The organism is Thermogemmata fonticola, assembly GCF_013694095.1.
Classification (GTDB): domain Bacteria; phylum Planctomycetota; class Planctomycetia; order Gemmatales; family Gemmataceae; genus Thermogemmata; species Thermogemmata fonticola.
Window position 1 is genome coordinate 145,998 of record NZ_JACEFB010000006.1, and the last position, 26,178, is coordinate 172,175.

The window sequence follows — 26,178 nt, forward strand, 5'->3', positions numbered from 1 at the left end:
TTGGGCACCCAAGGTATCTCACCGACTTGAACGGTGAGATGGGTCGGCTCCGTAGCAGCGAGTCAGGCATGCTTACTTCCCTCGCGGCCAAACAAGTTCCAAAAACTCCTACTGCTACGGGAATCTTGCGTAGTCGGTTTACCAATCAGTGTTTGCACCAGATTGTGAAGGCTCCGTTGAATGTTGCTTTTCGGGGCATAGCGGAGAAGGGGCTGGCCGGCGATGCGTGCTCCGAGCACTGCTTTAGGATCATCTGGAATCTGCCAGAAGATCGGCTTGCCGATGACCTCTTCTGCTTTTTTGAGACTGATCCCTTCTTCGATGGTTTCTGCACCATAACGATTGATAACCACACGGGTTTTGTCCGCAATGGCAGGCTCGTGATTGAGGAAATGTAAGATTCGCACCACGTTGCGCAGACTGCCCAAGGTCAGTTGAGCCACCAACAGTATTACGTCGGCTTGCCGGAGAGCTGCCCGATCCGTAGGGAGCAAGGTTTTGCTTAAATCTAGCACCAAGTAGCTGTAATTCATTCGAAGGAGGTTGAGGATACGTTCGACGTGTTGCTCGTGAACATCAGTGTATTCGATGATTTCCAAGGGATGGCGTAGAATGGCCAAGTTGGAGCTATCGTAGGGGGCCATAGCCCGCTTAAGGAAGTTCAGGTCCAGCCGCTCGAAGTTCCGGGATAGATCGGCGATGCTGATGTTGTCGTTGGCCTGGAATTCTAAGACAACGTCCGCATCTCCAAGAACTAAGTCCAAGTCGATGAGAGCAGCAGTCTGAGATGGTTCGGCGGCTAGGGTGGCAGCGATGTTGACGGCCAGAGTGGTACAGCCGACGCCGCCGCGTGAGCCGAGAATGGCGAGAACGCCCCCGCCGCCGCTTCGATAGCCGTACGCACTGCCCCCGCTGACTTCATCCCCGATTTGCCCGCAGGCTTTGCGCAACGCGGTCAGCAGGTTTTCCAGAGCGATGGGTTGGGTCAGGAAGTAGCGTGCGCCGCGCTGAAGCGATTCCAGCAAGGCTCCATGATCCCGGCTGACCGTGATGATCGGCAGGTGCGGATACTCCGCCGCCAACTGAGCAATCATCTGTAATGCGCGGTCCTTATCCGCATCCAGGGAGATCACCACTAGATCGGGGACCGACTCGGCCACGACATCGAAGAAATACTCATAGCGCGAGCAAATCGCATCGAGGAAGATAAAGTCAATTCCCATGAGCAGGGTACGCAGAGACTCACGGGTGGATTCGTTCGGGTCGACAATAGCGACACGTTGCATAATCCCAGTTCCTTTTCCAGTGGTCGCTGAGGTTTGTCCCCCGTGTCGGCCTCGGGGAAAAGCCGGTCCGGCAGGCGACGACCGAACCGGCTAGCCATTCGTTTGCTAGCGGCATTCATTGCCGGCGCATTTCAGGGATTTCCATTTTCGGCGGCATCCCCGAAACGCTGGTGGGCACAGGATCCTGGGAAGTACTCCCTTGGAATTGGGGTGATGTTCCCCCTCCTGCTTCCTGCGAGAGATTAGGGTTGGCAGAGGAACCAAGGGGTGTTCCCGTGGTGCTAGGCGGTGTCAAGGGGGGTAATGGAGCGGGAGCCGGGGTAGCAACTTTGCCCGTACCGTTATGGCTGGGTTGTCCTGTCCCCATGGCACCACCTTGTCCGGTACACACATCGCCGACGCAAGGGAAGATGGCCGCTGTTGGATCGCACTTGTAGGGCGCGTTGTAGCAGCGTCCATTCCACACCTTGCGTTGGCCGCGGGGTGCTTCCAGGATGTTCTCCAAGAATAGCTCATAATCATCCGGCTCGCGGGTCTCTCGACCTGGTACACGTTGAGGAACCTGATCGCAATTGAGCGGTCCTACCAGCCGAGGTGTGACCAGAATGATCAATTCCTGTTCGCGAATTTCGTGACGTAGCCGGCTGAAACCCACGCCGATAAACGGCAGATCACCCAGAACAGGGATTTTGGAATTGTTGGCTTCGATGCTGTTCTGGATCAGCCCGCCGATAGCATAGGTCTGCCCGGATTCTAGCATCACGGCGGTGCGTACCGACTGCTCGGTGAAACCGGGAGTGGCCTGGCCATTGATGATGATCCCCAAGCCGAAGTTGACGGCGGAGATGCGCGGTTGAATCTCCAACCAGATCATGCCGTTGCCATAGACGATGGGCAGAACCTCAAGTTCCGTACCGAAGGGTTGCAATTGGGCACCGGGCCCGACTAGCCCTGCCTGCGGACTGACAATCGCCTGCTGTCCTCCCGCTCGGAAGAAGGCCGGACGCCCACTCTGGGTAACCACACGCGGCTCAGCAATGAACTTGGCCACCCCTTCATTGCGCAGAGCTTGCAAACCGGCAATGAAACTGGCGGGTGTGATCCCCAATTGCAAGTTAGCATTGGGACTGACACCTCGTATCCGGCCTGGAATGTTTTGCTGCTGCTGTTGCTGGACGCCGATTAAGCCGCTGACTAGGCTGCTGATCTGTACGGTAGTGCCGCTCACTGCGAAGTCGAAGCCTCGCTGGCGTAACAGATTGCGGTCTACTGAGGCGACCACAACATCGATTTGGACCTGCTGGCCGCCGCCGATTTGCATGGCATTGATGATATTGGGTTGTCCCCCCGCAGCTTGGCCTGGGACCTGTCCCGCGGCATTGGCCGCCAGTTGCAGGATAATCTCGGCGTCTTGCGGACTGGTCACATAGCCGCTGAGAATGATCGTATTCCCTAAACCAGGAGTCACCTCGACATTGGCAGTCGGGACAGTTCGACGGATCAAGCTTCGCAAGAGTGCCAAGTCGGGTTGCACTACGACGTCGTAGACGATCGGCGGTCGTTCCTTGAAGACGAGGGTGAGCTGGACCTGACCGGTGGTCCGTCCAGTCAAGAGCAATTCGCGAGGATCGGTAGCGCTGACGCGAACCTGGAGAATATCTTCCCGGCTGACGACCACGTCGCTGAACGCGTCTTTGCCGGTATCTGGTTTGAAAGAGACAACACCACCCAAGGGGACAATAACGGCACCGGTTTTGGGGTCCACTTGGGCAGCCGGCGGTTTAGGGACAGCGGGTGGTTGAGCCGCCGGTGCAGGTTGGGGCGCGGGAGCAGGGGGTTGCTGGGCCTGCAGGGCCGTCATCCACAGGCCCAGAGCCAGCGTCAATCCCCCAAGGCTTTTCTGGTATAGTTTCGGGTGCATCCTCTCACCTCTCCTCCCTTTTGGACAAGGGCGGACCTTAGTTTTCCGCCCGATACACTCGATCACCCATCACGTTCATGCCGTTGGGGACTGGAGAGAAAACCGATGAGTGAGCTTGGAAGGGCGTGTTACAGAGTCGTCCCTCATGGTTTCTCACCAATACCCCAGACCCAGGCTTGTCACAACCTCCTGGAGCAATCCGCATCGAGCCACCTTCGGTTCAAAACACTTGACTTTGGGGCGAATGTCTGCGACAGGATTGCTCACCCGCCAGCGCAAGGCTTACTCCACTTTCGATCCTCCGGCCTTATCGTCGGGTTTAGGTTGAGTGTTAGGAGACGAGCCTTCCTTGGGCTGTTCGTGTGTGTCCCCAGCCGAGGACGGATTATTTTGCTCCGGGGTCACTTTTTCTTTGAGTCGCCATTCACCAGGCCGGACCTCCTCGTAGCGGTAAATCTCAGTGCGGTTGGCCGTGTGGACAGCAATTTCGCGGATAGGCCGGCGTGGCGGAGCCGCGGGTTGTTTGGGTTCGGGCTGGGTTGAGGGTGGTTTTGTTGGCCCGGCCACCTCGGTTTTGGGGGGTTGGAATTCATCGCGTGGTGCGGGCTTGGGCGGGGGAGGACCAAGCATTCCCTCTGCGAGCCACTGGTTCCGCGTGACCATTGTTTTCAGGGCGAGTTGGCCGATAGCGGCGGACGGATCGCTGATGGCCCCGGAGGCAAACTCCTTGGGTATTTCCTTTTCGATGAATTTCTCTTTGAGCAACTCTTTGGTAAGCAAGGTCCCTGCTGGTATTTCGTCGGTCGCGACCCACACCTTGACCGTTTCCACGGGAGGCGATGATGCCGGGGGAGTGGGAGCACTGCTATCGCCGCTGGAAGATGGCTCTTCGACACGGCTGGGTAGGATCAACGCCCGCAACCGCTTCTTAACCTGTTCCAGATCGTATGCCTCCTCCTCTTTTTTGTTTGGATTGCGCAGGAGGAGCGAGAGATGACAGCCCGCATGCTCCGCCATCTTGAGAATGAGGGCTTGCTCTTGAGTTACGGCGAAGGAAACGGAACTGACATTGGTGAAAGCTCCGCCTCCTTTATTCGGGGTGGATTCGTAGGAGGCGTGAGTGTCAACGGCTAGCACCAACATATCGACCAGTAATGGGAAAGCTTCCAGCCGGTTCCCCTGGCGATAAGTGGCGAGTACGTCGACCCGCGTACCCGGCCCGACGAAGCCGGCAACCGCTGCCGTCGTGTTGACCGGCAGTGTGACCATGTCCATGCCGTCCGGCAGGGTAATGACACTACCCTTTGTCAAAGCGTTGCTGGTGATAAACTCGCCAGCTTGGATCGAGCGAGTCAGACGGCGATCCAGCAAATCCTCCTCTTTCAACACAACTGTGGGGGGTAAAGCATCCTTGGGAACAGCCTTTTTGGCAACCAGGTTCTTTTGCAATTCTTCCTTGCTCAGCACAGTGCCCACAGGCAGATTTTTGGCTGCTACATAGACTTCGATCTGCTCGATCTTCGGTTTGGCGCTAATGCGGGTGGTCAGGAAAGCGGCGCCCAAACCGCATCCCACCGCGACGACCATAAGAAGTAAGTTGCGTTGTGCCATAGATGCAAACCCTCACAAGCGGGCGAACGGTTCGTCATGTGCAAATCCGCGATCGACGAATGACCGCGAACTTTACCTCCCTACCATCGCTGAGCGATGCTCGCTTAGGCGCGTTGCCCTCTCTCCTTGACACCTTCTCGCCGTAAATCGAAGGCACCTTTTCCCCGCCAATCAAACTCACCTGCGGTGTCCTGGAGAGTTTTCCAGTACAATCACGCCCGTGGGCATACCTTTCGGCGGCCGATTCACTTTCACCGAAGTTGCTGTGCCGATCGGTTCTCCTCTTCCTTGCCGCACCCTGACCTGTCCGTCCTGTCCATAACTTCGACCGCCTTTCCGGTGCCGCTTCACTTTTTTCCGGTTGCTCCAGTTGTCCGGAACAAGTTTAACTTGACTGTTTTTCCAACGTCTCGATGTTGTCCAGCATTGCGAGTCATACATGTTTTCCCGATTAATCTGGGAGAAGGCTCAGCTCAATACAAAAGTCGCTTTTCGGCCAGAGTCTCATTGCAGTCTCAGTTTCTTAAGGCGACTAGCACCACCCACAGATAAAAAAGGAAGCCGACACAGAGCGGTATTCCATAGGGCAAGCGAACCCAGCGGCTTCGTCGCTGCTCAGCCTGGATAGTGGCCTGATGCAATTGCCCTTGGGTTACCAACAACAGGTCCTGAGCCATAGCTTGGAACATCTGGGCATTGTCGCGGAAGCGCCGTCGCAGAAGGATCATGGCCAAGCCGAATAGGCCACCGAAAAGTGCTCCGCAGGTAAAAGCCCAGAAGACGACTCCCAGAGCGTGCAAACGGATGTCCATACCGGCGGCTAAGGTTGTATCGCCTGTGCCAAAGTACGCCCCCATCCACGCGGCAAATCCCATCTGCATCTTGACATCCCCTTCGCCTACCCCGCGAAGAACCAACATGGGCAGCAGCAAACCGAAACCGAACAAGGTTGCCAGCAAGCTGATGCCAAGCCCGCCTGTGCCCGAATCAATGGACCAGCCGAGAGTATGGCACAGACCAGCCAGCCATCCGCTGAGGATGAGGGGAAGGGTCAGCCAGTTCGGAACCTTGAAAGCCCAACCGTCGATAATCGCAGCCAGAATCATCCCGAAACTGACCACGAGTAGAGGTCCAGCATTGAGTCCCACGGGACAGTACCATTGCCACATGTGGTGGGCCAAAACCGATGCCAGGAGCCAGAGCAAGGCCCATAGCGGTACCCTCGACAGTTGGCGTCCTAGTTCCCGATCCCACCCCGGCTCCGTTTGGGCGACTGCCACGGCGCTGCTGAGCGGGGACGTCGTTGGCATGCTCATTGATGGATTACCTCCGACGCAACCCTAGAGCGCGATTCACCGACTCGCAAAGGAAAGTGATGCGTTTCCCAGCAGCCATGCCGGTAAAACCGACACCTATTCCACTTCGCGCAAAAGTTTGACGCCGGGTCGAAGTTTCTGTCTTCTGCTCAGTACTGGAAGTTTTTGTCTTCTGCCTAACACTAAGTCTGACCACAGGCTCGACATGACTGAGAAGGGTCAACCTTGGCCTTGGGTATTGGGGTGAAGTGACAGAGCCAATATTTTCATCTTCTGAAAAAAGCTCACGGGTCAGATTGTCGGTGTGATCCGGATCTGACCCGTGCCTCGATGGCTGTCGCGAGAGGTTATGGCTAACCCAGGAGAGAAACAGGAAGGGGGGTGAGCCACAACTCAGTTCGTCTTGGGTGCGATGTTGGAACCGACGAAGCTGAAGGTGTCGTTGGCGTTCTGGCCGAGAGTGGTAATGGCCGCAATGCAGACGACGATAATCAGGGCCAGCATCACGGCATACTCGACGGCGGTGGGGCCATCTTCCTTCTTGAGGAACGACACGACGCTGTGGAACAGGCTGCGCATGGCAACAACTCCTTTAGGTACAGACGGACCGTTGAAACAATCGCTCACAGTACCGTCCTGCGAGCGTACAATCCGCCGACACGCGTCAGCGGGTGGGCGCTCTAAGGCACCTTGACCTTGACTCCTTGGAGGGACAGGTCGTTGTACATGTCACTGGTGTAACCGCCGATTTGGGTGACAGCGGCGAAGACCGCCATCAGGATCAAAGCAAGCATAACGGCGTACTCCACGGCGGTGGGACCATCCTCGCTGTGCAAGAAGGCGTACGCTCTTTGGACAATCCGGCCGAGCATGGCTGGCTCCCGCATAGTCGGGCGTGGGTCGGGGCAGGGGTATTTCCGCGTCGTTCACTGCCCGGTGGAGCATCAATCACCCGTCGGCTTCCGTTTGCTCTGCTGGGTGATGGACTCCACTCTCTCATCCCCACACCAACCCTAGTGCGTCTTGCCAAGCTGTCAAACGGCAAGAAGGTAAAAAAATGCCGGTTCTTCCGAGATATCTGACAGTTTGCGATCCCAGACACGATCCGAGAAAGAGTCTATGCGCCCATCGAAATCCCACCTTCTCCTGAGGCGGCCAAGTACAGCGGTTACTGCAGGAGATTCGGACACTCTGCCGGTATCTGAACGGGGAATTGCGCTGCTGGAGGGTAGAACAGCTCTTTGCGACGTGTGGTCAGGCGCTTCGGAAGCCGATCACAACCAGAGACGAAACAATTCGTGTATGCGCTGGAAGACAACCTCGGTAGAAGCCGGAATCGCCATATCGCGTTCCAGTCGGTCTAACCAACGGATCCCAGCAGCGAGTGCTCCAGCTTGACTCAAAAGCGACACGCAATCCCGCCACTGTCCCAGGTATCGTCCTGTGGTTTCATAGGCTTGCACTCCTGCCGCGAAAAACTCATCGGATTGAGCTGGAGCAGAGGCAGCATAATCTCCAAGCAGACGGGCGAGATCGACGATGGGATGATCCACCTGGGCGGCCCCGAAGTCCACGATTCCGCTGACCATCAGTGTTCCCTCGACATCGGTGAAAAGCACATGTTCCGCTCGCAGGTCACGCACGCACACTTGCAATGGCCCTTCTAATTTTGTCCAGTATACCAACCGCTTCAACACGGGTTCTGCATGTTCACGCAGGATCCGTTCGGCGTCGCGGAGAATGGATTCCCACCGAGGGTAGCGGCGAAGCAATGCCTCGCTCAGGCGAGGCGATCTGAGCCACCGGCTCAACCAATCCATGCGTGACTGAATAGCAGGACATGGGCCATACCGTTGCACAGGCCAAGCGGTGTGCAAGAGGCCGACGGCTTGACAAGCCAATTCCACTTCCTTCAACGTGGGCTTGTCGCGAGGTTGTCCCGGTTGCCAACGGGTGAGGTCCCAGCAAACACCCTCATGTGTCCATATGGTTCCGCCATGCACCCAAGTATGGATGCGGGGGACGAAAGGAAGGTGATGCGCCTGCTGCATCCACTTGTGGATTTGTGCAAGGCGTTGGGGTGTCATCTCTGCGGGCCAACATTTCAAGGCAACACGAATATGTCCCGTTGGGTCTAAACCTTGCCAGATAACGGCACCGCTTAGACCCCCGCGGCATAATTCCCATCTCCACCCTGCCATTGGTGCGGTCAACGATTGTCGCACGGGGTCAGGAATGGTTTTCACGTTATACCCGTGGATTATGTGTTCCTGATGGTGTAATGGTGGATTGATCATACCAGCAGATCCAGGAGCCTCAAATAACGACTGCAGCTAGCAATTGCACATCCTACTGTAGATGTTCGGAACAGATATATAGTACGAACGGAACGAGTGAGGTTCTTTCCGCTCGGTTTGTCCTATCTACCATTCCCATTTACTCCATGTTTGCCGTTTCATAACTTGTAACCGGGGAAAAGATAAACTGGAGGCCAGCAAATCGACTCATATTCAGCGATGCCCAGAGGGCATTAAGAGGTACGACGGAGGGGGATATCTGTAGGTCCGCCAATAGTACGTGAGGGCTGTCGCCATGAAATTGGGGCTGATCAATTCCGCATGGGTGCAAGCGGGTAAAGGAACGGCCTGGGGCATTCGCCAGACCAAGGCCATTGGGTTCGACAGCATCGACATATTTGCTGATCCGTTGGAGATTGATGCGAAAGAACGGCGGCTGATCCGCAAGGAGTGTAATCAAGCGGGTTTACCTGTCATCAGTGTGGCTTGCGTGGCAGTCGGTTTGATCGACTTCAATCCCAGTGTCCAGCGTTTCCATTGGCAACGCTGCAAGGCGTATCTGGATTTCTGTTACGAACTGGAAGCCCGCAATTTGCTTCTGGTGCTAGGAGAGTATATCTGGGAGCAGCAGGTTATCCCGCCGGCTGAACAATGGCGTACTGCGGTGCGTCACCTGCAATCCTTGGGCGATTACGCGGCGGACCTGGGATTGCAAATCGCCTTGGAATTGGAACCTTTCCGCTTGTCTTTGCTCAACAACGTACCGAACATGGTCCGCTTTTTGGATGAGGTGAACCATCCGGCGGTACGAGCCAACATTGACATCAGCCATTTGCAGCTTTCTGGAACGAAGCCCGAAGAACTGCGCGCGCTCAAGGGGAAGGCGATCCACGTGCACATCTCGGACTGCGACGGGAAGGTTCACGGGGACCTGCCACCTGGACGAGGTGTGGTTCCTTTCGAGCCATATTTGCGTGAGATTGCTGCTCTGGGGCTTGAGGATGGAGCCATGAGCATCGAGTTGGAATACTCTCCGGAACCGGACAAAATTGTGGAGTGGGTCGAAGAAGCCTATGTGGCCACCGACCGACTCATGCGTCAGGTCGGCATCCCGCGAGGTTGAAGTTCCACCGAATCGTTCCCCGCTAGCAGCTCAGGGGGTTGACAGGGGGAGCGGAAATCCACGGCATCTCTACAAGGCCTCGGATTGTTCGGGCGTTAGGGCCGCATCAGTGGTTGAGATACGAATCGTAAGTGCAGCGATTGGCGCCCGTGCCATATGGATGGCCAAAAGGAGAAGTGGGACATTTCTTGCATCCAAGCGGCAGGGGTCCACAGGGGTCGAAGAAGGATCGACACGACCCAAAAATGAAGCCGCAATTGCCTGCCCAACTGCCGCAACCATTGGCACACTGCCGCCCATACTGACCGAACTGAATGTGGGCTTTACCGGCACCCAAAGCCGTGCCTGGCCCGCCATTGCAAGCCGTGCCACTGCTCGTACCCAGAGCGGAACCATTTCCCCCGTTTACCAGTAGCCGAGATGGGGTGGATACCGCTCCGGCTTGGGCCGCGGGTACTGCCGGCAGACTCTGAACCGCAACCGGAACTGGTGTTGCCAATACAGGGGCGTTATTTTGGGGTATCCCCGCCGGCATTGGCTGCGGAATGATCACCGGAGCCGGCTGTTGAGCTTGGGCCGACCCGACTGGCCAGAGCACCACTATCCCCAAACCCAATGTTCCTAGGAATCGTCGCATTGTGATCATCGGAAGCTTCCTTTCTCAAGATTCGGAAGATGGACCGTCTTTCCACTGCGGTCTTTGTTCCCATCGGCCGGGGTGAGTGAGAGTATCACACTTTCGTCTCCCGATTGTGTACATTGCCTCCTGATGCCGACACTTCACGTCAGACGCACTGTCTGCAACGGTTCGCTCCTTTTTCTGTATCCTGCTGACTCTGCGGGAGAGAGGGATTGTACCGGCGCTGTTCCCGTAACAGGAGACGAGACAAAGGCGTGACCGCAACCTTCGTCTATGCGAGGAAGATCGGGAATACCCACCTCTGCCTGTTTTGACCTGCGAACACACGGAATGCGACTTTTTCCGAGGCTAGGTTTATCCAGAAACATCCTACCCTATTGAAGCCGTCGTTTAGCCGGAAACTTCGCTTCTGGTCGCTAGGCGGACCAATTGTTAGCATGATTCTCACAAGCGGTCGGGCTTCCGAGTCCCCAAAAACGGGATTGAGTAGAAGGCCTGAAAACTTCGGGATGGCTTGTGCTGACGTGCGCTGCTTGGGGTAGCTTGCTCGCCCCCGCAACCGTTGGAAGCCGCCGTAGAACACCCATTGTTCCCTCAATGTGAGTTGACCCATGAACGTGAATGTAGCCCAACCTGGAAAGACTCGCATCGGCTGGATTGGCACGGGTGTGATGGGCCGGTGGATGTGCCAGCATGTGATGAACAAGGGTTATAAGGCCGTGGTGTATAACCGCAGTGTGGAAAAGGCCCAACCCTTATTGGACCAGGGAGCACAATTGGCCGCTTCGCCGAAAGAGGTGGCGGAGCAAAGTGATATGGTCTTCGCCATCGTCGGCTATCCGAAGGATGTTCGGGAAGTGTTCTTGGGTCCGCAAGGAGTGCTGGCGGGCAGCCGAGCGGGGATGGTCGTGGTGGATATGACGACCAGCGAACCCAGTCTGGCGGTCGAAATCTATGAGGCAGCTAAAGCCCGCGGAGTTGCCGCCTTGGATGCGCCGGTTTCCGGCGGAGACCTCGGAGCCAGAAACGCTACGTTGTCGATTATGATCGGCGGTGATGCCGAGGCGGTGGCAGCTGTTCGCCCTGTTTTGGAAGCTATGGGGAAGACCATCGTCCACCAGGGGCCTGCTGGCGCCGGGCAGCATACCAAAATGGTCAATCAGATTCTCATCTCCTCCACCATGATTGCGCTGTGTGAAGGGTTGCTCTACGCCTACAAAGCCGGCTTGAATTTGGAAACTGTGTTGCAAAGCGTGAGTGTGGGAGCGGCAGGGAGTCGTTCCTTGGACCTATATGGGCCGCGCCTGCTCAAGCGAGATTTCGAGCCGGGCTTCTATGTCGAGCATTTCATCAAAGATATGGGTATCGCCTTAGCTGAGGCGGAACGGATGAACCTCTGCCTTCCTGGGCTAGCCCTAGCCAAGCAGTTGTACGAAGCTGTCCGTGCTCACGGTTATGGCCGCAAAGGAACCCAAGCACTCCTGCTAGCTTTGGAGAAAATCAACAACGTCCAACGGAGTTGAGGATCAGGCAGCAAATCGCTGCTGTTGTGTCCCGGAGTGTGCAAACGACCACTCATGCCCGAAGGGATCCCGAATGCGGGCATAGCGGTCTCCCCAGCTCATATCCCGTGGAGGAAAGATCACCTCCGCTCCAGCGGCGACAGCCCGCGCCAGCACATGATCGCAGTCCTCTACTTCCAGATGGAGAGTCACAGAAACATGGGAATGTTTTTCCCATTCCGGTCCGCAACCCCCTTCCGGAAAAACATCACATACATGAAACATAGCCGGGCCAATCCGCAATGCCACACATGCCGGCTCGCCTCCATTCTCCAGGGCAGATCGAGTGTCTTCTTCAGCCCCCAAGGCACGCTTGTAGAACTCCACGGCTCGTGCCACATCCGCTACGACCAGATGCGGGATCAACCGCTGCCGTTGTAACGCCACCATGACATCCACTCCCACCGGACATTCGCTTCCATCAGGGCGGCTCCTGCGTTCCTTTTACCACACCTTCGGCTTAGCTCGATATGTCAGTAGGCAAGCCAGACGTTCCAGCAAACGACCTTTCCCCTCCCGTCTCGTTTCCACTCCTATTCTCGATAAGTCGGGATTGAGTCGTCCCGATCCCGAAAATCTAAATAAATGGGAGATGAGAAGGGGCACTACCCCTGCTGGGCCAATAAGGGAAACAATTCTTCCTCAACGTTGCCAAAGCGAACGGGCAAGTACTCCCTGGCGGGTCAGTGGGAGAGTTGGCTGAAAATGGAATTACGCGTCATCCCTTCTCCGCCGGCAGCGGCAATAGAGGCAGCCAGCCTTGCCGGCGGATGGATCAAAGTGTTCCGCCAGAGAAAAGGAAGTAGCCTTACCGCCATGCGAGATCAGGAAGTCCCTCACCCTACGTGTTAGAGGGCTTTGCCTGATTTGGCGGCGATATAGCGATCTTCCACGGCTTTCCAGTTGACGACATTCCACCAGGCATCGATGTAGTCCCCCCGCAGGTTTTGGTACTTCAGATAGTAGGCGTGTTCCCAGACATCGACGCCCAGAACGGGAATCAACCCTTCCATGAGAGGGCTGTCTTGATTCGGTCGTTTGATGGCTTCCAGCTTGCCGGAGGCAGGGTTATAGACCACCCAGCTCCAGCCGCTGCCGAATTGGGTCAAACCGTTAGTTTTCACGACTTGTTTGAAGTTGGCAAAGTCGTTGAATGCCTCGCGGATGGCCTCGGCGATTTGACCGCTGGGTTCGCCCCCACATTTGGGTCCCATAATCTCCCAGAATAGCGAGTGGTTGTGATGCCCACCGCCGTTATTGATGACCGTCTGACGAATGGATTCCGGAACTTTCTTGATCTCGCGTAGCAAAGTCACGATGTCGAGTTGGGCGAAATCCGGTGCGCTTTCGAGAGCTTTGTTCAGGTTATCCACATAAGCCTTGTGGTGCCTTTGAGAGTGGATCTCCATCGTGCGGGCATCGATGTAAGGTTCCAAGGCATCGAAGGGGTAAGGCAAAGCAGGGAGTGTGTGGGGCATGGTGTTCTCCTTAGAGTTTGAGGCCACGGGTTCCAGAACCAGTGAGCGCTGGGACAGGCCCCGCTAGCCGACCCGCGCCAACATTGCAGGCGTAATTAGTGTAGGCACAAAGCGGAGCATGGAGGAGACAGCATGCGTCCCCTCGTGGCGGTTAGTGTCGGAGGATTGCTCATCTTCCTGGTGGCATCCTTTGTGCTGACCTATACGCAGAGGTTCCGGTTGGATGCTGCACGCATGCAAAGCCAACATAACTTGAGACAGTTAGCCCTTGCGGCTCTGGAAGTGCAAACCGAGAGGAACGATGCATCATTAGCGGCTAGCCAAGCGATTCCACCAGCGACTGTAGTATTGGCGGGCATTCCTGCGGAGGATCGGCTCAGTTGGTATGCTCTGATTCTGGCTCGATTGGATCAACAGACGTCGGGAGCAGCTCAAGCTTTGGCATTACTCGATCGAGAAGCGCCATGGTCGGCAGAGGCCAATCAACAAGCCAGTACGGTCCGTTTGCGTTGTGCCCTAAATCCGCTCGCACCGCTCCGCGATGAAACCTTTCCTGCTGGTGGAGCGGCTCCTGCCCATTACGTCGCCATAGCGGGCATCGGACGCGAGGCTGCCCTCTTGACTTTGCCAGAAAATGCCCCTCCATCTCCCCAGGCGGGTGCCTGGCGCTATGATGCTCCCACACCCCTATCGCGTGTTCAAAAGGGGCTGAGCAACACACTTCTTTTGGCAGAGACAGCACATGAGAACGGCCCGTGGCTGCGGGGAGGTTGGGCGACGACTCGTGGTATAGATCCCACGGAAGATGCACCGCCATTTCTGGGAACAAAGGGGCAATTTGGTGGCTTTTTCCCGCACGGCGGCCATTTCGCCCTCTGTGACGGCTCCGTTCGATTCCTGAGTATTCACACGACGCCGGAAATTCTCCTGAGGTTGGCTACCATCGCGGATCAGCGCGCAGCACCGCCAGAGTGACATTCCAAAACATAATGTCATTCTCCCTGCATACTTTTTGATAAGGTTCTGGAAAGCAAACTTTTCCATCGAATGAGGGTAAAACATCTTTTTATGCTTTAGTGCGGTTAGCATAAATTTTGCAGAAGTGCGAGAATCGACGCGATTTTTTAGCCAAAAGATCGAAAAACTTCTCCCCAGCGGAGTAAAAATATTCTAAACTTTCGTTGAAATAGATAGCGATTTACGGTCTTGTCGTGGCAGGGGAATGACATGCCGCCGCCGACGACTGTGGAAGAGATGCTGGATCGCGTCCGCCGCAGCGGCATAATCCCGTCTGAGCGGCTGGAACAATTTCTGACCCAGCAGTCACAGTTTCCCACCACACCTTCGGAACTGCTGGAGCGTTTACAAGCCGCAGGGTTGATCACAGCCTTCCATGCTGAGAAGCTGGCTGCGGGGAAGTACAAAGGCTTCATCCTCGGCAGTTATCTCATTCTGGAGCAAATTGGCAGCGGGGGGATGGGTCAGGTTTTCCTGGCCGAGCATGTCCGCATGCAGCGTTTGGTGGCCTTGAAAGTTCTGCCGCCCCATGCCTATGACGACAACACAGCTCGCACCCGCTTCTTCCGCGAAGCTCGTGCAGCCGCCCAATTGGATCACCCCAACATTGTCCGCATCTATGACCTTTGCGAGGAAGGCCGCCTCCTATTCCTGGTTCTGGAATACGTGGATGGTACCAGTTTGCAACACATTGTAGCCCGCCATGGACCGCTCCCTGTCTCCTTGGCTTGCGACTACATCCGCCAAGCGGCCTTTGGGTTACTTCACGCCACGGAGCTGGGATTTGTCCATCGGGACATTAAACCTGCCAACCTACTGTTAGACCGGCACGGCATCATCAAAATCCTGGACTTTGGATTGGTGCGCTCTCTCCATGACGGAGATGGAGGGATTACCCGCCGCCTTGATAATGCGGTTTTGGGAACCGCGGACTACGTGGCACCGGAACAAGCGATCGATAGCTCGACGGTCGATGTGCGAGCAGACCTCTACTCGTTGGGGGCCACCTTTTACTTTTTATTGGCTGGCCACCCTTTGTTTCCCGAAGGCAAGACGGCCCAGAAACTCCTTTGGCAACAGATGCGTGAGCCAACGCCAATCCACGAGATCCGGCCTGAAGTGCCACGAGAACTGTCAGACATCCTCCACCGCCTGCTGCGGAAAAAACCTGAGGAGCGTTATCAACACCCCACGGAACTTTTAGAGGCTCTAGCTCCCTTTGTACCTGCGGAAGTGCCGTTACCAGACCCAGCTTGGTTTCCCGATCGTACAGGACGAGTGGCAGCTCGTCTCTCGACTAATCCGGGTCCGGCTAGCTTCGCTGGTTCCGCTTCCCAAGTTCTCGTGGCGGCCTTACGGAGTAATCCCCCCTCTTTTGCCGGACCCCCGAGCAGTGGCATTCGGCCTCAACCCCGTCCTGCGGCCCCAACGACTTCTTCCTTGAGTTTCGAGGAAACCCAGCCTGCTGCGCCTCGTCCTCAACCCTCATCTGTCGTAGCTGCTCCTGTACATGCCCCTTCCCCACCCCCTCCTACGTCACCTTACGTACGCCTCGTCATTCTTATTCTCTCGGCGGCTCTCTTTCTGGCGCTCGTTACTATCATCATCCTGCTGCTGTTCCGTTAGAAGTGAAACGCCGAATTGAATGACCGAAAAGCTTTGGAATAAGTGCTCGGCTTCGCTGAAAAAGCCGCTCAAGGTCTGAGTCCAGATGAATAGTCAATCACCGAAAGGCTTGATGGAAATGATGTGGGCGAGTGGTCGATAGTTTTGCAAGAAAACGGGAGGAGGTACTAACTCATCGGTGCTCCTGATAGTTTCAGGAGTTGAGCACAAACTTCGGTGTTTCGATCCTCAGTGTTAGCGGGGCGGCTCTTCGTGTTTTGTTACAATAGATGGTACGCTACCGGGACCGTGGATCGCCTCATAGACTTCTTCCCGATGCACCGGTACATCCTTAGGCGCAACAATTCCCAGCCGCACCTTATCACCCCGGATCTCGATCACCGTGATGATAATGTCATTGTTGATGATCACCGATTCATTCTTTTTTCTGGACAGTACGAGCATAGGTGTCTATCTTTCCCAACAGGGCGTTGAGACGGTTGCGGCATACCGCCAGCTCCTCGATATTGGCTCAGGAGGTGGTTCAGTCGCTCCGCCGCGACTCCCTCCGTGAGTGCACTCGTAATAGAATCCGCAGGTGAATCGCAGCCCTTCCACCAGGGAGGCGGCACCATTTTAGTTTCCTGCCTATGTATCTCCTTGTTCATACCTGAGATACAAAGGCCGTCCTACACCACTGTAAAGCAGTGTCCAAGGAGTCGTCAAGGACCACTTCGTGCCAAATTCATGAAAATTTGCCCCTTGCACGGTTTAAAGGCCATTTTTGCCTACCGCCTGTTCAGTTTTTGGACATTTGGGGGTGTTATCGGAATCTTCCACTTCATGAGGTGTCGCCAGTACCTTTTACATCTGAAAGCGAAGTGAGGCGAATTCTCGCATTATGATTCTGGTCTGATGGGTGGTCGTGGAACACTGTTCGTTTTCACTCGCTCGCCGGAGAACGATTCCAAGTGAGGGAATGGGGAATAACGGAAGAGTTTTTTCAAGCCCGACGCTTCTCGTTGACTCAGTATGTTAGAATGAACTGTGATGAAGTGCCCCGTGCGGGTTTCCTAAAGCTTCGGTCGCCAAACCTGCTATTATCTCCCTTGTGAAGACCCGCACAATGACAGCTAAACGGTGGAAGTGGCAATTGACCGGATGAATCAGAGGAGCAGAGAAGTAAGTGCCTGAGATACACACCCCCCTGTCGCGTTGGTCAGGTCGCTTGGCACGAGCGGTGGGCCGAACCTGGGCACGGCTGCACTATGCCTATTGTGTGGAACCGACCTGGCTGGAAATCAACTATCACCGGCTGGCTCTTCCCCATTGGCCGGCGACCTTGGATGGGTTGCGGGTGGCTCATCTGACCGACTTTCACTGTGGTAAACATCTTCCTCTAAGCTACCTGGAGGAAACCCTGGCCCGCACCGTGGCAGAACAACCGGACCTGATTGCTCTTACGGGGGATTACATCCACAAGGGGTATCGATACGTATCCACAGTCGCTCGCTTGCTTGGCCAATTACAAGCGCCACTCGGGGTATTTGCTGTCCTCGGCAATCATGATTTTGCAGTGCGCAATGCCTTGGGGTGGCGCCGTTATCCTCGCTTGCACCAAGCGGTAACTGAGGCTTTGACCCACGCCGGGATTCAGGTGTTGCGGAACCAGGCTGTGACGGTGCAGTATCGAGGTGCGCGATTCCTAGTCGCCGGTTTGGATGATTTATGGAGCGGTACGGTGGATCCGCATGCGACCTTTGCCCAAGCATGTCCTGCCACACCGCGTCTGGTCTTGGCTCATAATCCACGGACTGTGGAACTCCTCCACCCGCACCGCTGCGATCTGATCCTAGCTGGACACACCCACGGCGGGCAAATCAACTGGCCGGGGTTGGGGCGGTTTATGCTTCCGCGTCAAGCTCGCCGCTATGCGGCCGGATTGTTTCAACTTCCCCACGGCCATCTTTATGTCAACAAAGGTATCGGCTACGGTTGGCGCTTCCGTTTCAACTCACGCCCAGAGATTGCCATCTTTTCCTTGCATGCACCAGCTTCCCCTGTTCCTTCCTGTCCTCTAGATTAGTCCTTGCCTCAGCGGTTGGGGGTAAAGCTGCGGGTAAAGGAGGCGATCCCGCAGGAGCATAAACGGACCAGACATGGACGGCATCATCCTGGTTACGGGCGGCGCGGGTTTCATCGGTTCGCATCTGGTGGAAGCTCTCATTCACCGCGGCTACGCCGTCCGCATTCTCGACGATCTGAGCACGGGTCATCTTGATAACCTGCGGCACTTACCCTCCCGCCCGGAACTGATTCAGGCATCTGTTACAGACCCTGATGCCTTGGACCAAGCTTTACGCAATGTCCGCATTGTATTCCACCTTGCCGCGTTGGCTTCTGTGGCCCGCAGTATAGAACATCCCGCTGCCACCCATCATGCTTGTGCTACCGGTACGCTTTTGCTCCTGGATCATGCCCGGCGGCACCGCGTCCAGCGTATCGTCTATGCTGCCAGTTCCAGTGCGTATGGTGGATTGCAGGGAGCGGACCAAACCCAAAGTGAGTCCCTACCTGTTCAGCCCAAATCCCCCTACGCGGCTGCCAAGCTCGCCGGGGAACTGTATCTCCAGGCCTTTGCCCACTCCTTTGGACTGCAAGCGGTCGCTCTACGCTTTTTCAACATCTTCGGGCCGCGGCAGCGCGCCGATAGTCCTTACTCCGGCGTCATCCCGCTTTTTATCGCCGCTATGTTACAACACCAGCCTCCTACCATTTACGGGGATGGCACTCAATCACGAGACTTTACGTATGTGGAGAATGCGGTCCAGGCCCTCCTGCGTGCTGCGTTCACCCCATCCCTGCCCGCTCCCACCTACAACGTCGGCACAGGGCGTTCCATCTCGATCCTTCAGCTCGTAGATGCTCTCAATCGCATACTTGGCACCCATCTTCTGCCACGCTTTGCTCCGCCCCGACCCGGCGATGTCCGCTATTCCTGTGCCGACATCCGACGAATCCAGAAGGACCTCGGCTATCAACCGACCGTCTCATTTGAGGAAGGTCTGGAACGCACTGTCCACTGGTTCCGTTCCTCCGCCTGACCTCATTCCGCATTTCGGTCCCAGACGGAGGGGTACTCCAAGTAACAAATCAGTGCGTGCGAATACGGCACGTGATGATCGAGAATCAGTCGACTAGGTTGCCCACGAAGTCGACAGTGGGATGCCGCTGGTGCCATAAGGGAGCGGGGTTGCAGGAAAACAAGTGGGGAGAGTATAGTAGATAAATGGGGAAGTGTTGGTTCAGGGTACTCAGCGGGAAGCAGGCGTGAGCAAGGCAATCATCAGCGATATTCACGGGAACCTAGAAGCTTTGGAGGCGGTGCTCGCCGATATCCGATCACAAGGGATCGCGGACATTTATTGCCTAGGAGATATCGTGGGTTATGGCCCAAATCCGCGGGAGTGCATCGATCGCGTGATGGAAACCTGCAAAGTGGTTCTGTTGGGAAACCACGATCAGGGAGCCATGTTCGACCCCGATGGGTTCAACCAATCCGCGGAACGGGCGATATTTTGGACCCGTTCGCAACTGGAGCATTCTCCGGAGCCGCGCCAGGTGCGGGAGCGCCGCTGGGAGTTTCTGGCCGAACGGCCGCGCACCCACAAGGAAAACGGCTATTTGTATGTCCACGGGTCGGCTCGCAATCCTCTCAATGAATATGTTTTCCCAGAGGATGTTTACAATCAACGTAAGATGGAACGCATATTTGCTTTAGTCGAACGATATTGTTTCCAAGGACACACACACGTCCCTGGGATATTTACAGAAGATTTGCAATTCCTCAGCCCCGAAGATGTAGACCATGTCTATAAGCTCGATGGTCGAAAAACCTTGTGTAATGTAGGTTCTGTCGGCCAACCTCGTGATGGCAATTGGCGTGCTTGTTATGTTGTCTTACATGATGATGATACGATTCAGTTTCGGCGTGTGGAATATGACTGGCAGAAGACACGCGACAAGATTTACGCCATTCCCGAATTGGATCGCTTCTTAGGGGACAGACTGGGCGAAGGCAAGTAAACGATTGGCGGTGTCTAAGTGTGGGAATGGGAGATCGTGACCCTGCTGCGGGGATTCGTAAGATAACGCTAGTTGAAAGCCACGCCTCGCCCCCTGGGTTCACCAGCACATGCGTCAAAATCTCATCAATATTGGCTTATTTCTGGTGGCGGCTGCAATTCTGACCTTCCTTTGGCAGTATGCCGAGAAACACTGGATTCCTCGCCCTAAACCCCAAGCGGCGAAAAAACAATCGCCAGACCGCCCCTCCCAGGAAGATTCCCAGAAGCGGCCAGAAGAGTCAAGACGGCAGGCGATCGCCGCAATTGCCAGTGCCGTAGCGAGTGTGGCTGTCCCCCAGCGGGTCGCCGCTCCTCCACCTCCGCCTCCTCCCTCGCCCACCCTCATCCCCCTTGGCAACGCTGACTACTACTTGCAAGTCCTGCTTAGCACCCGCGGCGGGGGAGTGCAACAGGTGGTGCTGACACGCTTTGACGCGGCAGATCGGTTGGGGCGAGAAGTCCGCCGCAAAGATGTCAATGGCCAGCCGACAGGCGAGAAGGTGCCGCTGTACCTCATCCCCGGTGTGCGTACTGTTCGGACCAAATACCTGCGCGAAGACTATGTGGAACCAATTCTGACACCTGGAATTGTCACGGAACCATACAAATTGGCGGAACCTTCATATCGTGTTTTTCACTATAGTACCCCCGAGGACAAATATCCGGATCCATATTTGGGGGAAACAGAATGGCGTGTTGTGGAAAAAGACTATCCGGAAAATGGCATTCATAAAGTGGTCTTTGAAAAAGAGTTGGGCGATCCCTACTACTTGCGTATCCGCAAGACCTATACATTGGGTCCCAAGGACTACCATATAGGCTTTCAACTGGATATCACGCGCCTGCCTTTGCCAGACTCTGGGGTAGCACGCGTACCTATCCGCCTTCAAGTAGAAGGACCCCGGGGTCTTCCGATCGAAGGGGAGTGGTACACGTGGATTTATCGAGTAGCGTTGATTGGCTGGCGGGACAGCAAAGGTGGAATGCATCGCCAATACGAAGATGCTGCTACAGTGGCTGTGCGCCGGGGAGGAGAGGTTGTACTAAAAGGTGAAAACACCTTCAAATACATTGCCATAATGTCACCATATTTTACATCAGCTTTGGCGATTGATGATGAAGCAGAGCAACACGGGGCCGTAAAGCAGCCATGGGCCTATGCTCGTGCTACCACGGAGCTGCCCTTCGACAAACAAGCTGACCCCAACCAACCCTTTTTCACGGATCTCACTATACGAGCGGCGACGGAAGCGCTCAACCCTGCGCCGGGTGAAACCATCACCCATCGGTACCTCATTTACAACGGACCCGCCAAGGTGGGACTGTTGGGTCTGATGAATGCGCCCAACGAGGTAGACCCGCAGTTGGTAGAACGATATAAGAATCAACTCGATTTGCGCACCATTACGGATTTCCATTCACCTTCGTGGTTAGGACGGTTTGCATATGCCATATATTGGAGTGATTTGGTTATAGCTTTTACTAATCTGATGCATTGGCTGTTAGCGACAATTCACAAGGTTATACCCAGTTGGGCAATGAGTATCTTCATACTGACCATTATGGTGCGTCTGATTCTCTTCATCCCTAGTAAGAAGCAGACGCAAATGAATCTGCGAATGATGGAAGTCCAAAAGAAGTTGGCACCTCAATTGGAGGAACTCAAAAAGAAATATGCCCATGATCCAGCAGAGTTCAACAGGGAAAAGATGCGGCTCCTCATGGCTCATGGTGTCAATCCCTTTGCGGCAATGGGGGGCTGCCTGCTGTTGCTGGCGCAAATGCCAGTGATGATGGGCCTCTACTTCTGTTTGCAAGAGAGTATCTTCTTCCGCTTGCAGTCGTTTTTGTGGATCGAGAACTTGGCAGCTCCGGATATGTTGTTTTGGTGGGGTGAGAAAATCCCATTTATCAGCACTCCTGAGGACATCGGAAGTATCTTTTATCTTGGTCCCTATTTCAATTTGCTACCTATCCTTGCTGTAGGATTGATGCTTTGGCAGCAGAACAAAATGATGCCGCCACCCACTGATGAACAAATGGCACAGCAGCAGCAAATGATGAAAATCATGTTGATCCTTATGGGAATATTCTTTTATAAAATTGCTGCGGGATTGGTTCTTTATTTCATCATTAGCACAATATGGGGAATGGTCGAACGGCAATTCATTCCGAAGCTGTCAGACACCTCGGTTGTGAGCGATGGTAGGCCCATAGTCAGTGGTGTCAAAAGTGCGAACGCTTCTCGTGACAGCAGTAGCGTTTCCGAACAACAGGTAGGATTTTTGGGAAGACTTAAAGCGCGGCTTCAGGAACGTTTAGAGGAGTTGCAGCGCCAGGCCGATGAACAGGCCAAGCGCCAAATACGAAATACCAAGCCGTCCACAGAGGAGCCGAAGAGGCGTCGGAAGAAAAGGTGACCGCCGCCAGCCATTGAGATGGATTGAATCCCCCTCTCAGTCGGCATAGTGATATTGCCAGACTTACGGGGCGCGATTGCTAGGTGCGATGGGTTTTACGGCCTTGACAACATAAACGCGTCCCATCAATCTTTCCAGTAAACTCAGCGGTAGTAGCCTCCAGGGATGTGGCAATTCAGAACGCCGGAGGTGGCGCCGAGTGATTGTGATCTCCGAGAAGCCATCGAGCATGTGTCTTAGTTGTCGGGAGGTCAGTTTCGGGGCTGTTGTTGGGTCAGGGGGGCGGGTCCAATACACTCGCTGGAATGGCAACAAAAGGTCTTGCCAATACGCCACATCGTAATAAGCCGGGGTAAGGCAGATCAATTTTCCTCCAGGCTTGAGCAGACGGCGCACCTCTATGACCCGGCTGGATTGGAGTTGCCAGGGGTCATAGAGCGCATTCCAACAGATCACGTCTAAGGACGCTGAGGGGAAAGGCGAAAGTATCCCATCGTCCCACTGGACGATGTCGATCGGCCAGCTATAGCGAGAAAGATTCTGATGCAATCGTGCGACCGGGTCCTGAGGGTAGACGGCGATGATTGGCTTTGCCCCATTGCGTGCGTAGCGGATGGCGTCATTGCCCAGCCCCGCTCCAAGCAGGAGAACGCTTTCGCCAGGATGACGGTCGAATTCCAAGGCGTGGGGTAGCCACCAGCCGTGACGCTGGTACCGTTTTTGTTCCAACTCATCAAACCACGCCGACGAGAAGGGGACTAATCCCGGTGCAGCCCTGCGATACTCAATGGGGCGGATCAGCTCCTGATTAGCCAAGATGACCGCCTCGCGGTTGTCACTCTCATCGAGATCAAAGGCTGGAGACAGTTCGGCTTTTCCCTGGCTCGTCATCCACAGCCATTGATGTCCGAGACCATTCATGCTTATCCCAAGCGTGCTTTTTCTGTTTCGGTGGTAATTGAGATGGGTGCATATCGCTGTTGACACACTGTGTCAAGAGTTATTTTTTCGAAAATCCAACTGCTATTCGGGGAGAACGGAAAGCCCTGACAGTGACTCACCGCTTCGATTCCCCTTGCAGTCCCGAAGCCTGGGGCGATATGGTCGCCGCTGACCATATGCAAGCGCTTCTGGAGATCATTCGTGTGAGAGAGGGATATTGGTGCCCTCTGTAGTGTGCAAAGCTGTGGAAATGTTCGCAGATAGCTAGTGATTTCTTGTTAAACAGACTCTGGTTATCCCCTGAAATTCGGGGAACCGAGGAGGTGGCAGCGATGTCGGGTTTAGGATCGAGGCGATGGAAATACGGCGGCATTTTGGCTGGCGGCTTCCTATTCGGTGTGATCCTTGCGGTAGTGCTGGCACAGAGACAGCACCTGCAGGCGTGGTACGCCGCCCATCAGCTCCGGACGGCTACGGAGTTATCGCAGAAAGTGCGGGCAGCGGAGCGATTGATGGAACTCCAAGAGATAGGGCAGCGAAGGGTGCTTAATATCCTCATCGCCGGGGATGAGACGTCCCGCCAGGCCGTGCTGCACGCCTGGCAATGCCGGGTGGAGGAGTGGCCTGAAGAAGTGATCCAGAAATGGTTGGATGCGGCCGCGACGGTGTGGGATGAAGCGGATGAGCAGGGACAGAAAGCCCTCTTAGAAATGGCCCGGCCCGTGTTGGGGCGGCCAGGATGGGCGGAGGTCCCAGCATGCCGGCGGATCGTCTGCTGCGGATTGAGCAGTAGGCATGCTTCGGTGCGACGAGACGCTGTGGGAATGGCTCGGCATTACGGTTCCCAGTTGCGTCAGCAGTGGCTGGAATTGCTGAAGGACTCGGAAGCGGAGGTGCGGCGGGCGGCGCTGTTTACAGTGGCGGCCTTTGGTGATTCGTCCGTATGGCTTGCGGATGAAGAACTGTTCCATTGGTTGCACGACCCCGATGAGGGGGTACGCCGTATTTGTCATGATGCTCTTTTGTCCCGCGGACGCACAGTGCTGGAGATCGATTTGGGCCGCCGCTTGACTCATCCGGATGCCCAGGAGCGGCTCAAACTCATCGCAGAATTGCGTTATGATGATGGGGTGGCGGATCCGGAACCGTGGTTGCACTACCTCGTGCGGGATCCGGAGGCCGCGGTGCGGGTGGCAGCCGTGCGTGCCGTGGCGGAACTCCGGCTCCAGCGCCGCTCCTTATGCCCCCCTTGGGTGGAGAGCGTAGTTCGGACAGACCCTGATGCGCTGGCTCGCAGGATTATGCAGTATTATCAGGAGCTTCCGCTCCAGATGAGGAATGGGGAGGTGCGTCCCGCAGGTGGTCCTCCCTGATCCTGATACTGAGCCTGGTCTTGAAAGGCCGTCGGTGGTGCATCCCTGGAGACGAAGGCGGAAGGAGCGGCCGCTCAGAGGAGGGGATGGGAGAAGAACATGGCGATGAAAGAGTTGATCATCGTCGTCAAGCCGTTTCGAGCGGAGGCAGTGCTGCAGGTCGTGACCGAGGTGGGTGTGGCAGCCTGTGTGGTGCGCGAGGCGAAGGGGTTTGGACGACAAAAGGGCTATCTGGATCGCTACCGGGGTTCCGAGTTCAGTACAGCCTATTTGCCCAAGGTGGAAATCACGGTGTGGGCAACCGAGGACCAAGTGGCTGAATTGCTGGAACGTATTCCCAAAGCAGCGCGGACAGGCCGGATCGGCGACGGAAAAATCTTTGTGATACCCCTGGCTTGGCCGGAAATCATTGAGTTCTGAGGAGGGAAGACGGGATAAATACCAGACAAGTGACAACAGGCGAAACGCAGGAGATGGCGAAATCACGAGAATGGCATCAGGGGAGCGATGAACTCAAGCAACAAAATGGGAAAAACCCCCCTTGGGCAAGTGACTACATCCCACCTGTTTTCTAAGATGATGGGGTATGGTGGTTTGGCAGGCGCCGGCGATTGGGTTGCCGGGAGCAGCTTGCCCGGAGAAGTTACTGTCTGTGTCTCGCGCAAGATGTTGAATCGAGGGAGAGCACAAGCGATGATGAACCGTCTGCGTGTGTGGTTGGGGGCCGGTATCCTAACCGTTGTTGCCGGGGGGGTATCGATGTGGGCAGCTCCACCCCAATTGAGCCGGGGAACTTACGAGCGCCTGGCGGCGGCTGATATCGCTCAATTGCAAGGCAGCATTGCCAAGTGTCAGGAAAGTGCGGCAGAGGCCCGGCGAAATCTCCCGACAGCCCGTGCTCTTGCCATGCTCTTGGTTCTAGAGGCGGAAGCGCTCGGTGATGCCAACTTGCAAAAGCAAGCCTTACAGATTGCCGAAGTCCTCAACAAAAAGGATTTTGCCGCTGCGGAGAAGCTGGCCAAGAGCCTCAAGGCCAATCCGGGTACGGCGCCGTTGCCTAGCCAACCCCTTCATAAACTCAACGACTTCCACCTGGAAGAAGTGATGTCCCCCTATCGCTTGGGTCGTAGCGGGGGCTTAAACATCGAAAAGGACATCCGGGATTGGAGCAAAAAGGGAGTCAAACTCGATCCCGCCGCGGTAGAAATCCTCGCGGCTCGCACAGCCCTCCTTAGCGAATACACTATGCACATGCCTAACGATAAGGCTGATGTGAATAAGGCCAATTTGGAGCAATGGAAAAAGTATTCGCAAGAGCTGATCGACCTGAGCCGGCAATTGGCGGAAGAGGCGGCAAAAGGCAAGTCCGCTAATGGGAATGCTATGGCGAGCCTGCTCAGCAAGATCAACAACAAATGCACCGATTGCCACAATAAATTCCGGGACGATTGAACTGGAAT

At 55.5% G+C, this 26,178-nt stretch carries 22 protein-coding genes; 11 read left to right on the top strand and 11 right to left on the bottom strand.

The genetic code is table 11. The annotated features are described in order from the left end of the window. Positions 1–62: 62 nt before the first annotated feature. From H0921_RS10140 to H0921_RS10170, 7 genes are all read right to left on the bottom strand, one after another. Positions 63–1,286: an AAA family ATPase gene (locus H0921_RS10140; RefSeq protein WP_194537953.1), complete on the bottom strand. Its 1,224-nt coding sequence runs from the start codon at positions 1,284–1,286 to the stop codon at positions 63–65. Between the two features lie 115 nt (positions 1,287–1,401). Then, positions 1,402–3,207 carry a type II and III secretion system protein family protein gene (locus H0921_RS10145; protein ID WP_194537954.1) on the bottom strand — a complete coding sequence of 602 codons (1,806 nt, stop codon included), beginning with the start codon at positions 3,205–3,207 and terminating at the stop codon, positions 1,402–1,404. 282 nt (positions 3,208–3,489) lie between these two features. Then, the gene (gene cpaB, locus H0921_RS10150; RefSeq protein ID WP_194537955.1) at positions 3,490–4,818 is read right to left on the bottom strand and encodes a Flp pilus assembly protein CpaB; all 1,329 of its coding nucleotides are present in this window, start codon (positions 4,816–4,818) and stop codon (positions 3,490–3,492) included. 515 nt (positions 4,819–5,333) lie between these two features. Further along, the gene (locus H0921_RS10155; protein WP_194537956.1) at positions 5,334–6,134 is read right to left on the bottom strand and encodes an A24 family peptidase; all 801 of its coding nucleotides are present in this window, start codon (positions 6,132–6,134) and stop codon (positions 5,334–5,336) included. Between the two features lie 393 nt (positions 6,135–6,527). Beyond that, positions 6,528–6,713: a Flp family type IVb pilin gene (locus H0921_RS10160; protein ID WP_194537957.1), complete on the bottom strand. Its 186-nt coding sequence runs from the start codon at positions 6,711–6,713 to the stop codon at positions 6,528–6,530. A gap of 101 nt (positions 6,714–6,814) precedes the next feature. Next, a complete protein-coding gene (locus tag H0921_RS10165) occupies positions 6,815–7,006 on the bottom strand; it encodes a Flp family type IVb pilin (RefSeq protein ID WP_194537958.1) in 192 nt (63 codons plus the stop codon). Between the two features lie 402 nt (positions 7,007–7,408). Beyond that, positions 7,409–8,431: a phosphotransferase enzyme family protein gene (locus H0921_RS10170; RefSeq protein WP_194537959.1), complete on the bottom strand. Its 1,023-nt coding sequence runs from the start codon at positions 8,429–8,431 to the stop codon at positions 7,409–7,411. Between the two features lie 295 nt (positions 8,432–8,726). Between H0921_RS10170 and H0921_RS10175 the strand changes: the two genes are divergently transcribed. Together H0921_RS10175 and H0921_RS10180 are read left to right on the top strand one after the other, a co-directional pair. Next, complete coding sequence (locus H0921_RS10175; RefSeq protein WP_194537960.1) at positions 8,727–9,554, top strand: sugar phosphate isomerase/epimerase family protein; 828 nt, start codon at positions 8,727–8,729, stop codon at positions 9,552–9,554. A 1,251-nt stretch (positions 9,555–10,805) separates the two neighbouring features. Then, positions 10,806–11,717, top strand: a complete 912-nt coding sequence (locus tag H0921_RS10180) for an NAD(P)-dependent oxidoreductase (RefSeq protein WP_194537961.1) — start codon at positions 10,806–10,808, stop codon at positions 11,715–11,717. Between the two features lie 3 nt (positions 11,718–11,720). Here the strand turns inward: H0921_RS10180 and H0921_RS10185 are convergent, their stop codons facing one another. Both H0921_RS10185 and H0921_RS10190 read right to left on the bottom strand, forming a co-directional pair. Beyond that, entirely contained in the window at positions 11,721–12,146 is a 426-nt protein-coding gene (locus H0921_RS10185; RefSeq protein WP_194537962.1) for a VOC family protein, read from the bottom strand. Positions 12,147–12,604: 458 nt separating this feature from the next. Continuing rightward, a complete protein-coding gene (locus H0921_RS10190) occupies positions 12,605–13,234 on the bottom strand; it encodes a superoxide dismutase (protein WP_194537963.1) in 630 nt (209 codons plus the stop codon). Positions 13,235–13,366: 132 nt separating this feature from the next. Between H0921_RS10190 and H0921_RS10195 the strand changes: the two genes are divergently transcribed. Both H0921_RS10195 and H0921_RS10200 read left to right on the top strand, forming a co-directional pair. Further along, positions 13,367–14,209: a DUF1559 family PulG-like putative transporter gene (locus tag H0921_RS10195; RefSeq protein WP_194537964.1), complete on the top strand. Its 843-nt coding sequence runs from the start codon at positions 13,367–13,369 to the stop codon at positions 14,207–14,209. A gap of 252 nt (positions 14,210–14,461) precedes the next feature. Further along, positions 14,462–15,877 (top strand): serine/threonine protein kinase, encoded by a 1,416-nt coding sequence (locus H0921_RS10200; RefSeq protein WP_194537965.1) that lies wholly within the window; start codon positions 14,462–14,464, stop codon positions 15,875–15,877. 234 nt (positions 15,878–16,111) lie between these two features. Here H0921_RS10200 and csrA read toward each other — a convergent pair whose 3' ends face one another. Next, a complete protein-coding gene (csrA, locus tag H0921_RS10205) occupies positions 16,112–16,321 on the bottom strand; it encodes a carbon storage regulator CsrA (RefSeq protein WP_194537966.1) in 210 nt (69 codons plus the stop codon). Between the two features lie 721 nt (positions 16,322–17,042). Between csrA and yaeI the strand changes: the two genes are divergently transcribed. The 4 genes from yaeI to yidC all read left to right on the top strand — a co-directional run bounded on the left by yaeI (position 17,043) and on the right by yidC (position 22,403). Further along, positions 17,043–17,942, top strand: a complete 900-nt coding sequence (gene yaeI, locus H0921_RS10210) for a phosphodiesterase YaeI (protein WP_315851877.1) — start codon at positions 17,043–17,045, stop codon at positions 17,940–17,942. A 73-nt stretch (positions 17,943–18,015) separates the two neighbouring features. Then, positions 18,016–18,960, top strand: coding sequence for an SDR family oxidoreductase (locus H0921_RS10215; protein WP_194537967.1), 945 nt, complete (start codon positions 18,016–18,018; stop codon positions 18,958–18,960). Positions 18,961–19,186: 226 nt separating this feature from the next. Beyond that, the gene (locus H0921_RS10220) at positions 19,187–19,942 is read left to right on the top strand and encodes a metallophosphoesterase family protein (RefSeq protein WP_194537968.1); all 756 of its coding nucleotides are present in this window, start codon (positions 19,187–19,189) and stop codon (positions 19,940–19,942) included. Positions 19,943–20,051: 109 nt separating this feature from the next. After that, positions 20,052–22,403, top strand: a complete 2,352-nt coding sequence (yidC, locus tag H0921_RS10225) for a membrane protein insertase YidC (protein ID WP_194537969.1) — start codon at positions 20,052–20,054, stop codon at positions 22,401–22,403. Between the two features lie 63 nt (positions 22,404–22,466). Here yidC and H0921_RS10230 read toward each other — a convergent pair whose 3' ends face one another. Continuing rightward, a complete protein-coding gene (locus H0921_RS10230) occupies positions 22,467–23,324 on the bottom strand; it encodes a class I SAM-dependent methyltransferase (protein ID WP_194537970.1) in 858 nt (285 codons plus the stop codon). Between the two features lie 353 nt (positions 23,325–23,677). Here H0921_RS10230 and H0921_RS10235 point away from each other — a divergent pair, with 353 nt between their 5' ends. The 3 genes from H0921_RS10235 (at position 23,678) to H0921_RS10245 (ending at position 26,170) form a co-directional block, all read left to right on the top strand. After that, positions 23,678–24,718 (top strand): HEAT repeat domain-containing protein, encoded by a 1,041-nt coding sequence (locus tag H0921_RS10235; RefSeq protein WP_194537971.1) that lies wholly within the window; start codon positions 23,678–23,680, stop codon positions 24,716–24,718. 99 nt (positions 24,719–24,817) lie between these two features. Next, the gene (locus H0921_RS10240; RefSeq protein ID WP_228499362.1) at positions 24,818–25,138 is read left to right on the top strand and encodes a P-II family nitrogen regulator; all 321 of its coding nucleotides are present in this window, start codon (positions 24,818–24,820) and stop codon (positions 25,136–25,138) included. A gap of 273 nt (positions 25,139–25,411) precedes the next feature. After that, a complete protein-coding gene (locus H0921_RS10245; protein WP_194537972.1) occupies positions 25,412–26,170 on the top strand; it encodes a cytochrome c in 759 nt (252 codons plus the stop codon). The last annotated feature ends 8 nt before the right edge of the window (positions 26,171–26,178 follow it).

Coding starts and splice junctions, on each gene's coding strand:
- H0921_RS10140 (WP_194537953.1), bottom strand. CDS start 1,286: ATGCAACGTGTCGCTATTGTCGACCCGAACGAATCCACCCGTGAGTCT.
- H0921_RS10145 (WP_194537954.1), bottom strand. CDS start 3,207: ATGCACCCGAAACTATACCAGAAAAGCCTTGGGGGATTGACGCTGGCT.
- cpaB (WP_194537955.1), bottom strand. CDS start 4,818: ATGGCACAACGCAACTTACTTCTTATGGTCGTCGCGGTGGGATGCGGT.
- H0921_RS10155 (WP_194537956.1), bottom strand. CDS start 6,134: ATGAGCATGCCAACGACGTCCCCGCTCAGCAGCGCCGTGGCAGTCGCC.
- H0921_RS10160 (WP_194537957.1), bottom strand. CDS start 6,713: ATGCGCAGCCTGTTCCACAGCGTCGTGTCGTTCCTCAAGAAGGAAGAT.
- H0921_RS10165 (WP_194537958.1), bottom strand. CDS start 7,006: ATGCTCGGCCGGATTGTCCAAAGAGCGTACGCCTTCTTGCACAGCGAG.
- H0921_RS10170 (WP_194537959.1), bottom strand. CDS start 8,431: ATGATCAATCCACCATTACACCATCAGGAACACATAATCCACGGGTAT.
- H0921_RS10175 (WP_194537960.1), top strand. CDS start 8,727: ATGAAATTGGGGCTGATCAATTCCGCATGGGTGCAAGCGGGTAAAGGA.
- H0921_RS10180 (WP_194537961.1), top strand. CDS start 10,806: ATGAACGTGAATGTAGCCCAACCTGGAAAGACTCGCATCGGCTGGATT.
- H0921_RS10185 (WP_194537962.1), bottom strand. CDS start 12,146: ATGGTGGCGTTACAACGGCAGCGGTTGATCCCGCATCTGGTCGTAGCG.
- H0921_RS10190 (WP_194537963.1), bottom strand. CDS start 13,234: ATGCCCCACACACTCCCTGCTTTGCCTTACCCCTTCGATGCCTTGGAA.
- H0921_RS10195 (WP_194537964.1), top strand. CDS start 13,367: ATGCGTCCCCTCGTGGCGGTTAGTGTCGGAGGATTGCTCATCTTCCTG.
- H0921_RS10200 (WP_194537965.1), top strand. CDS start 14,462: ATGCCGCCGCCGACGACTGTGGAAGAGATGCTGGATCGCGTCCGCCGC.
- csrA (WP_194537966.1), bottom strand. CDS start 16,321: ATGCTCGTACTGTCCAGAAAAAAGAATGAATCGGTGATCATCAACAAT.
- H0921_RS10215 (WP_194537967.1), top strand. CDS start 18,016: ATGGACGGCATCATCCTGGTTACGGGCGGCGCGGGTTTCATCGGTTCG.
- yidC (WP_194537969.1), top strand. CDS start 20,052: ATGCGTCAAAATCTCATCAATATTGGCTTATTTCTGGTGGCGGCTGCA.
- H0921_RS10230 (WP_194537970.1), bottom strand. CDS start 23,324: ATGAATGGTCTCGGACATCAATGGCTGTGGATGACGAGCCAGGGAAAA.
- H0921_RS10235 (WP_194537971.1), top strand. CDS start 23,678: ATGTCGGGTTTAGGATCGAGGCGATGGAAATACGGCGGCATTTTGGCT.
- H0921_RS10240 (WP_228499362.1), top strand. CDS start 24,818: ATGGCGATGAAAGAGTTGATCATCGTCGTCAAGCCGTTTCGAGCGGAG.
- H0921_RS10245 (WP_194537972.1), top strand. CDS start 25,412: ATGATGAACCGTCTGCGTGTGTGGTTGGGGGCCGGTATCCTAACCGTT.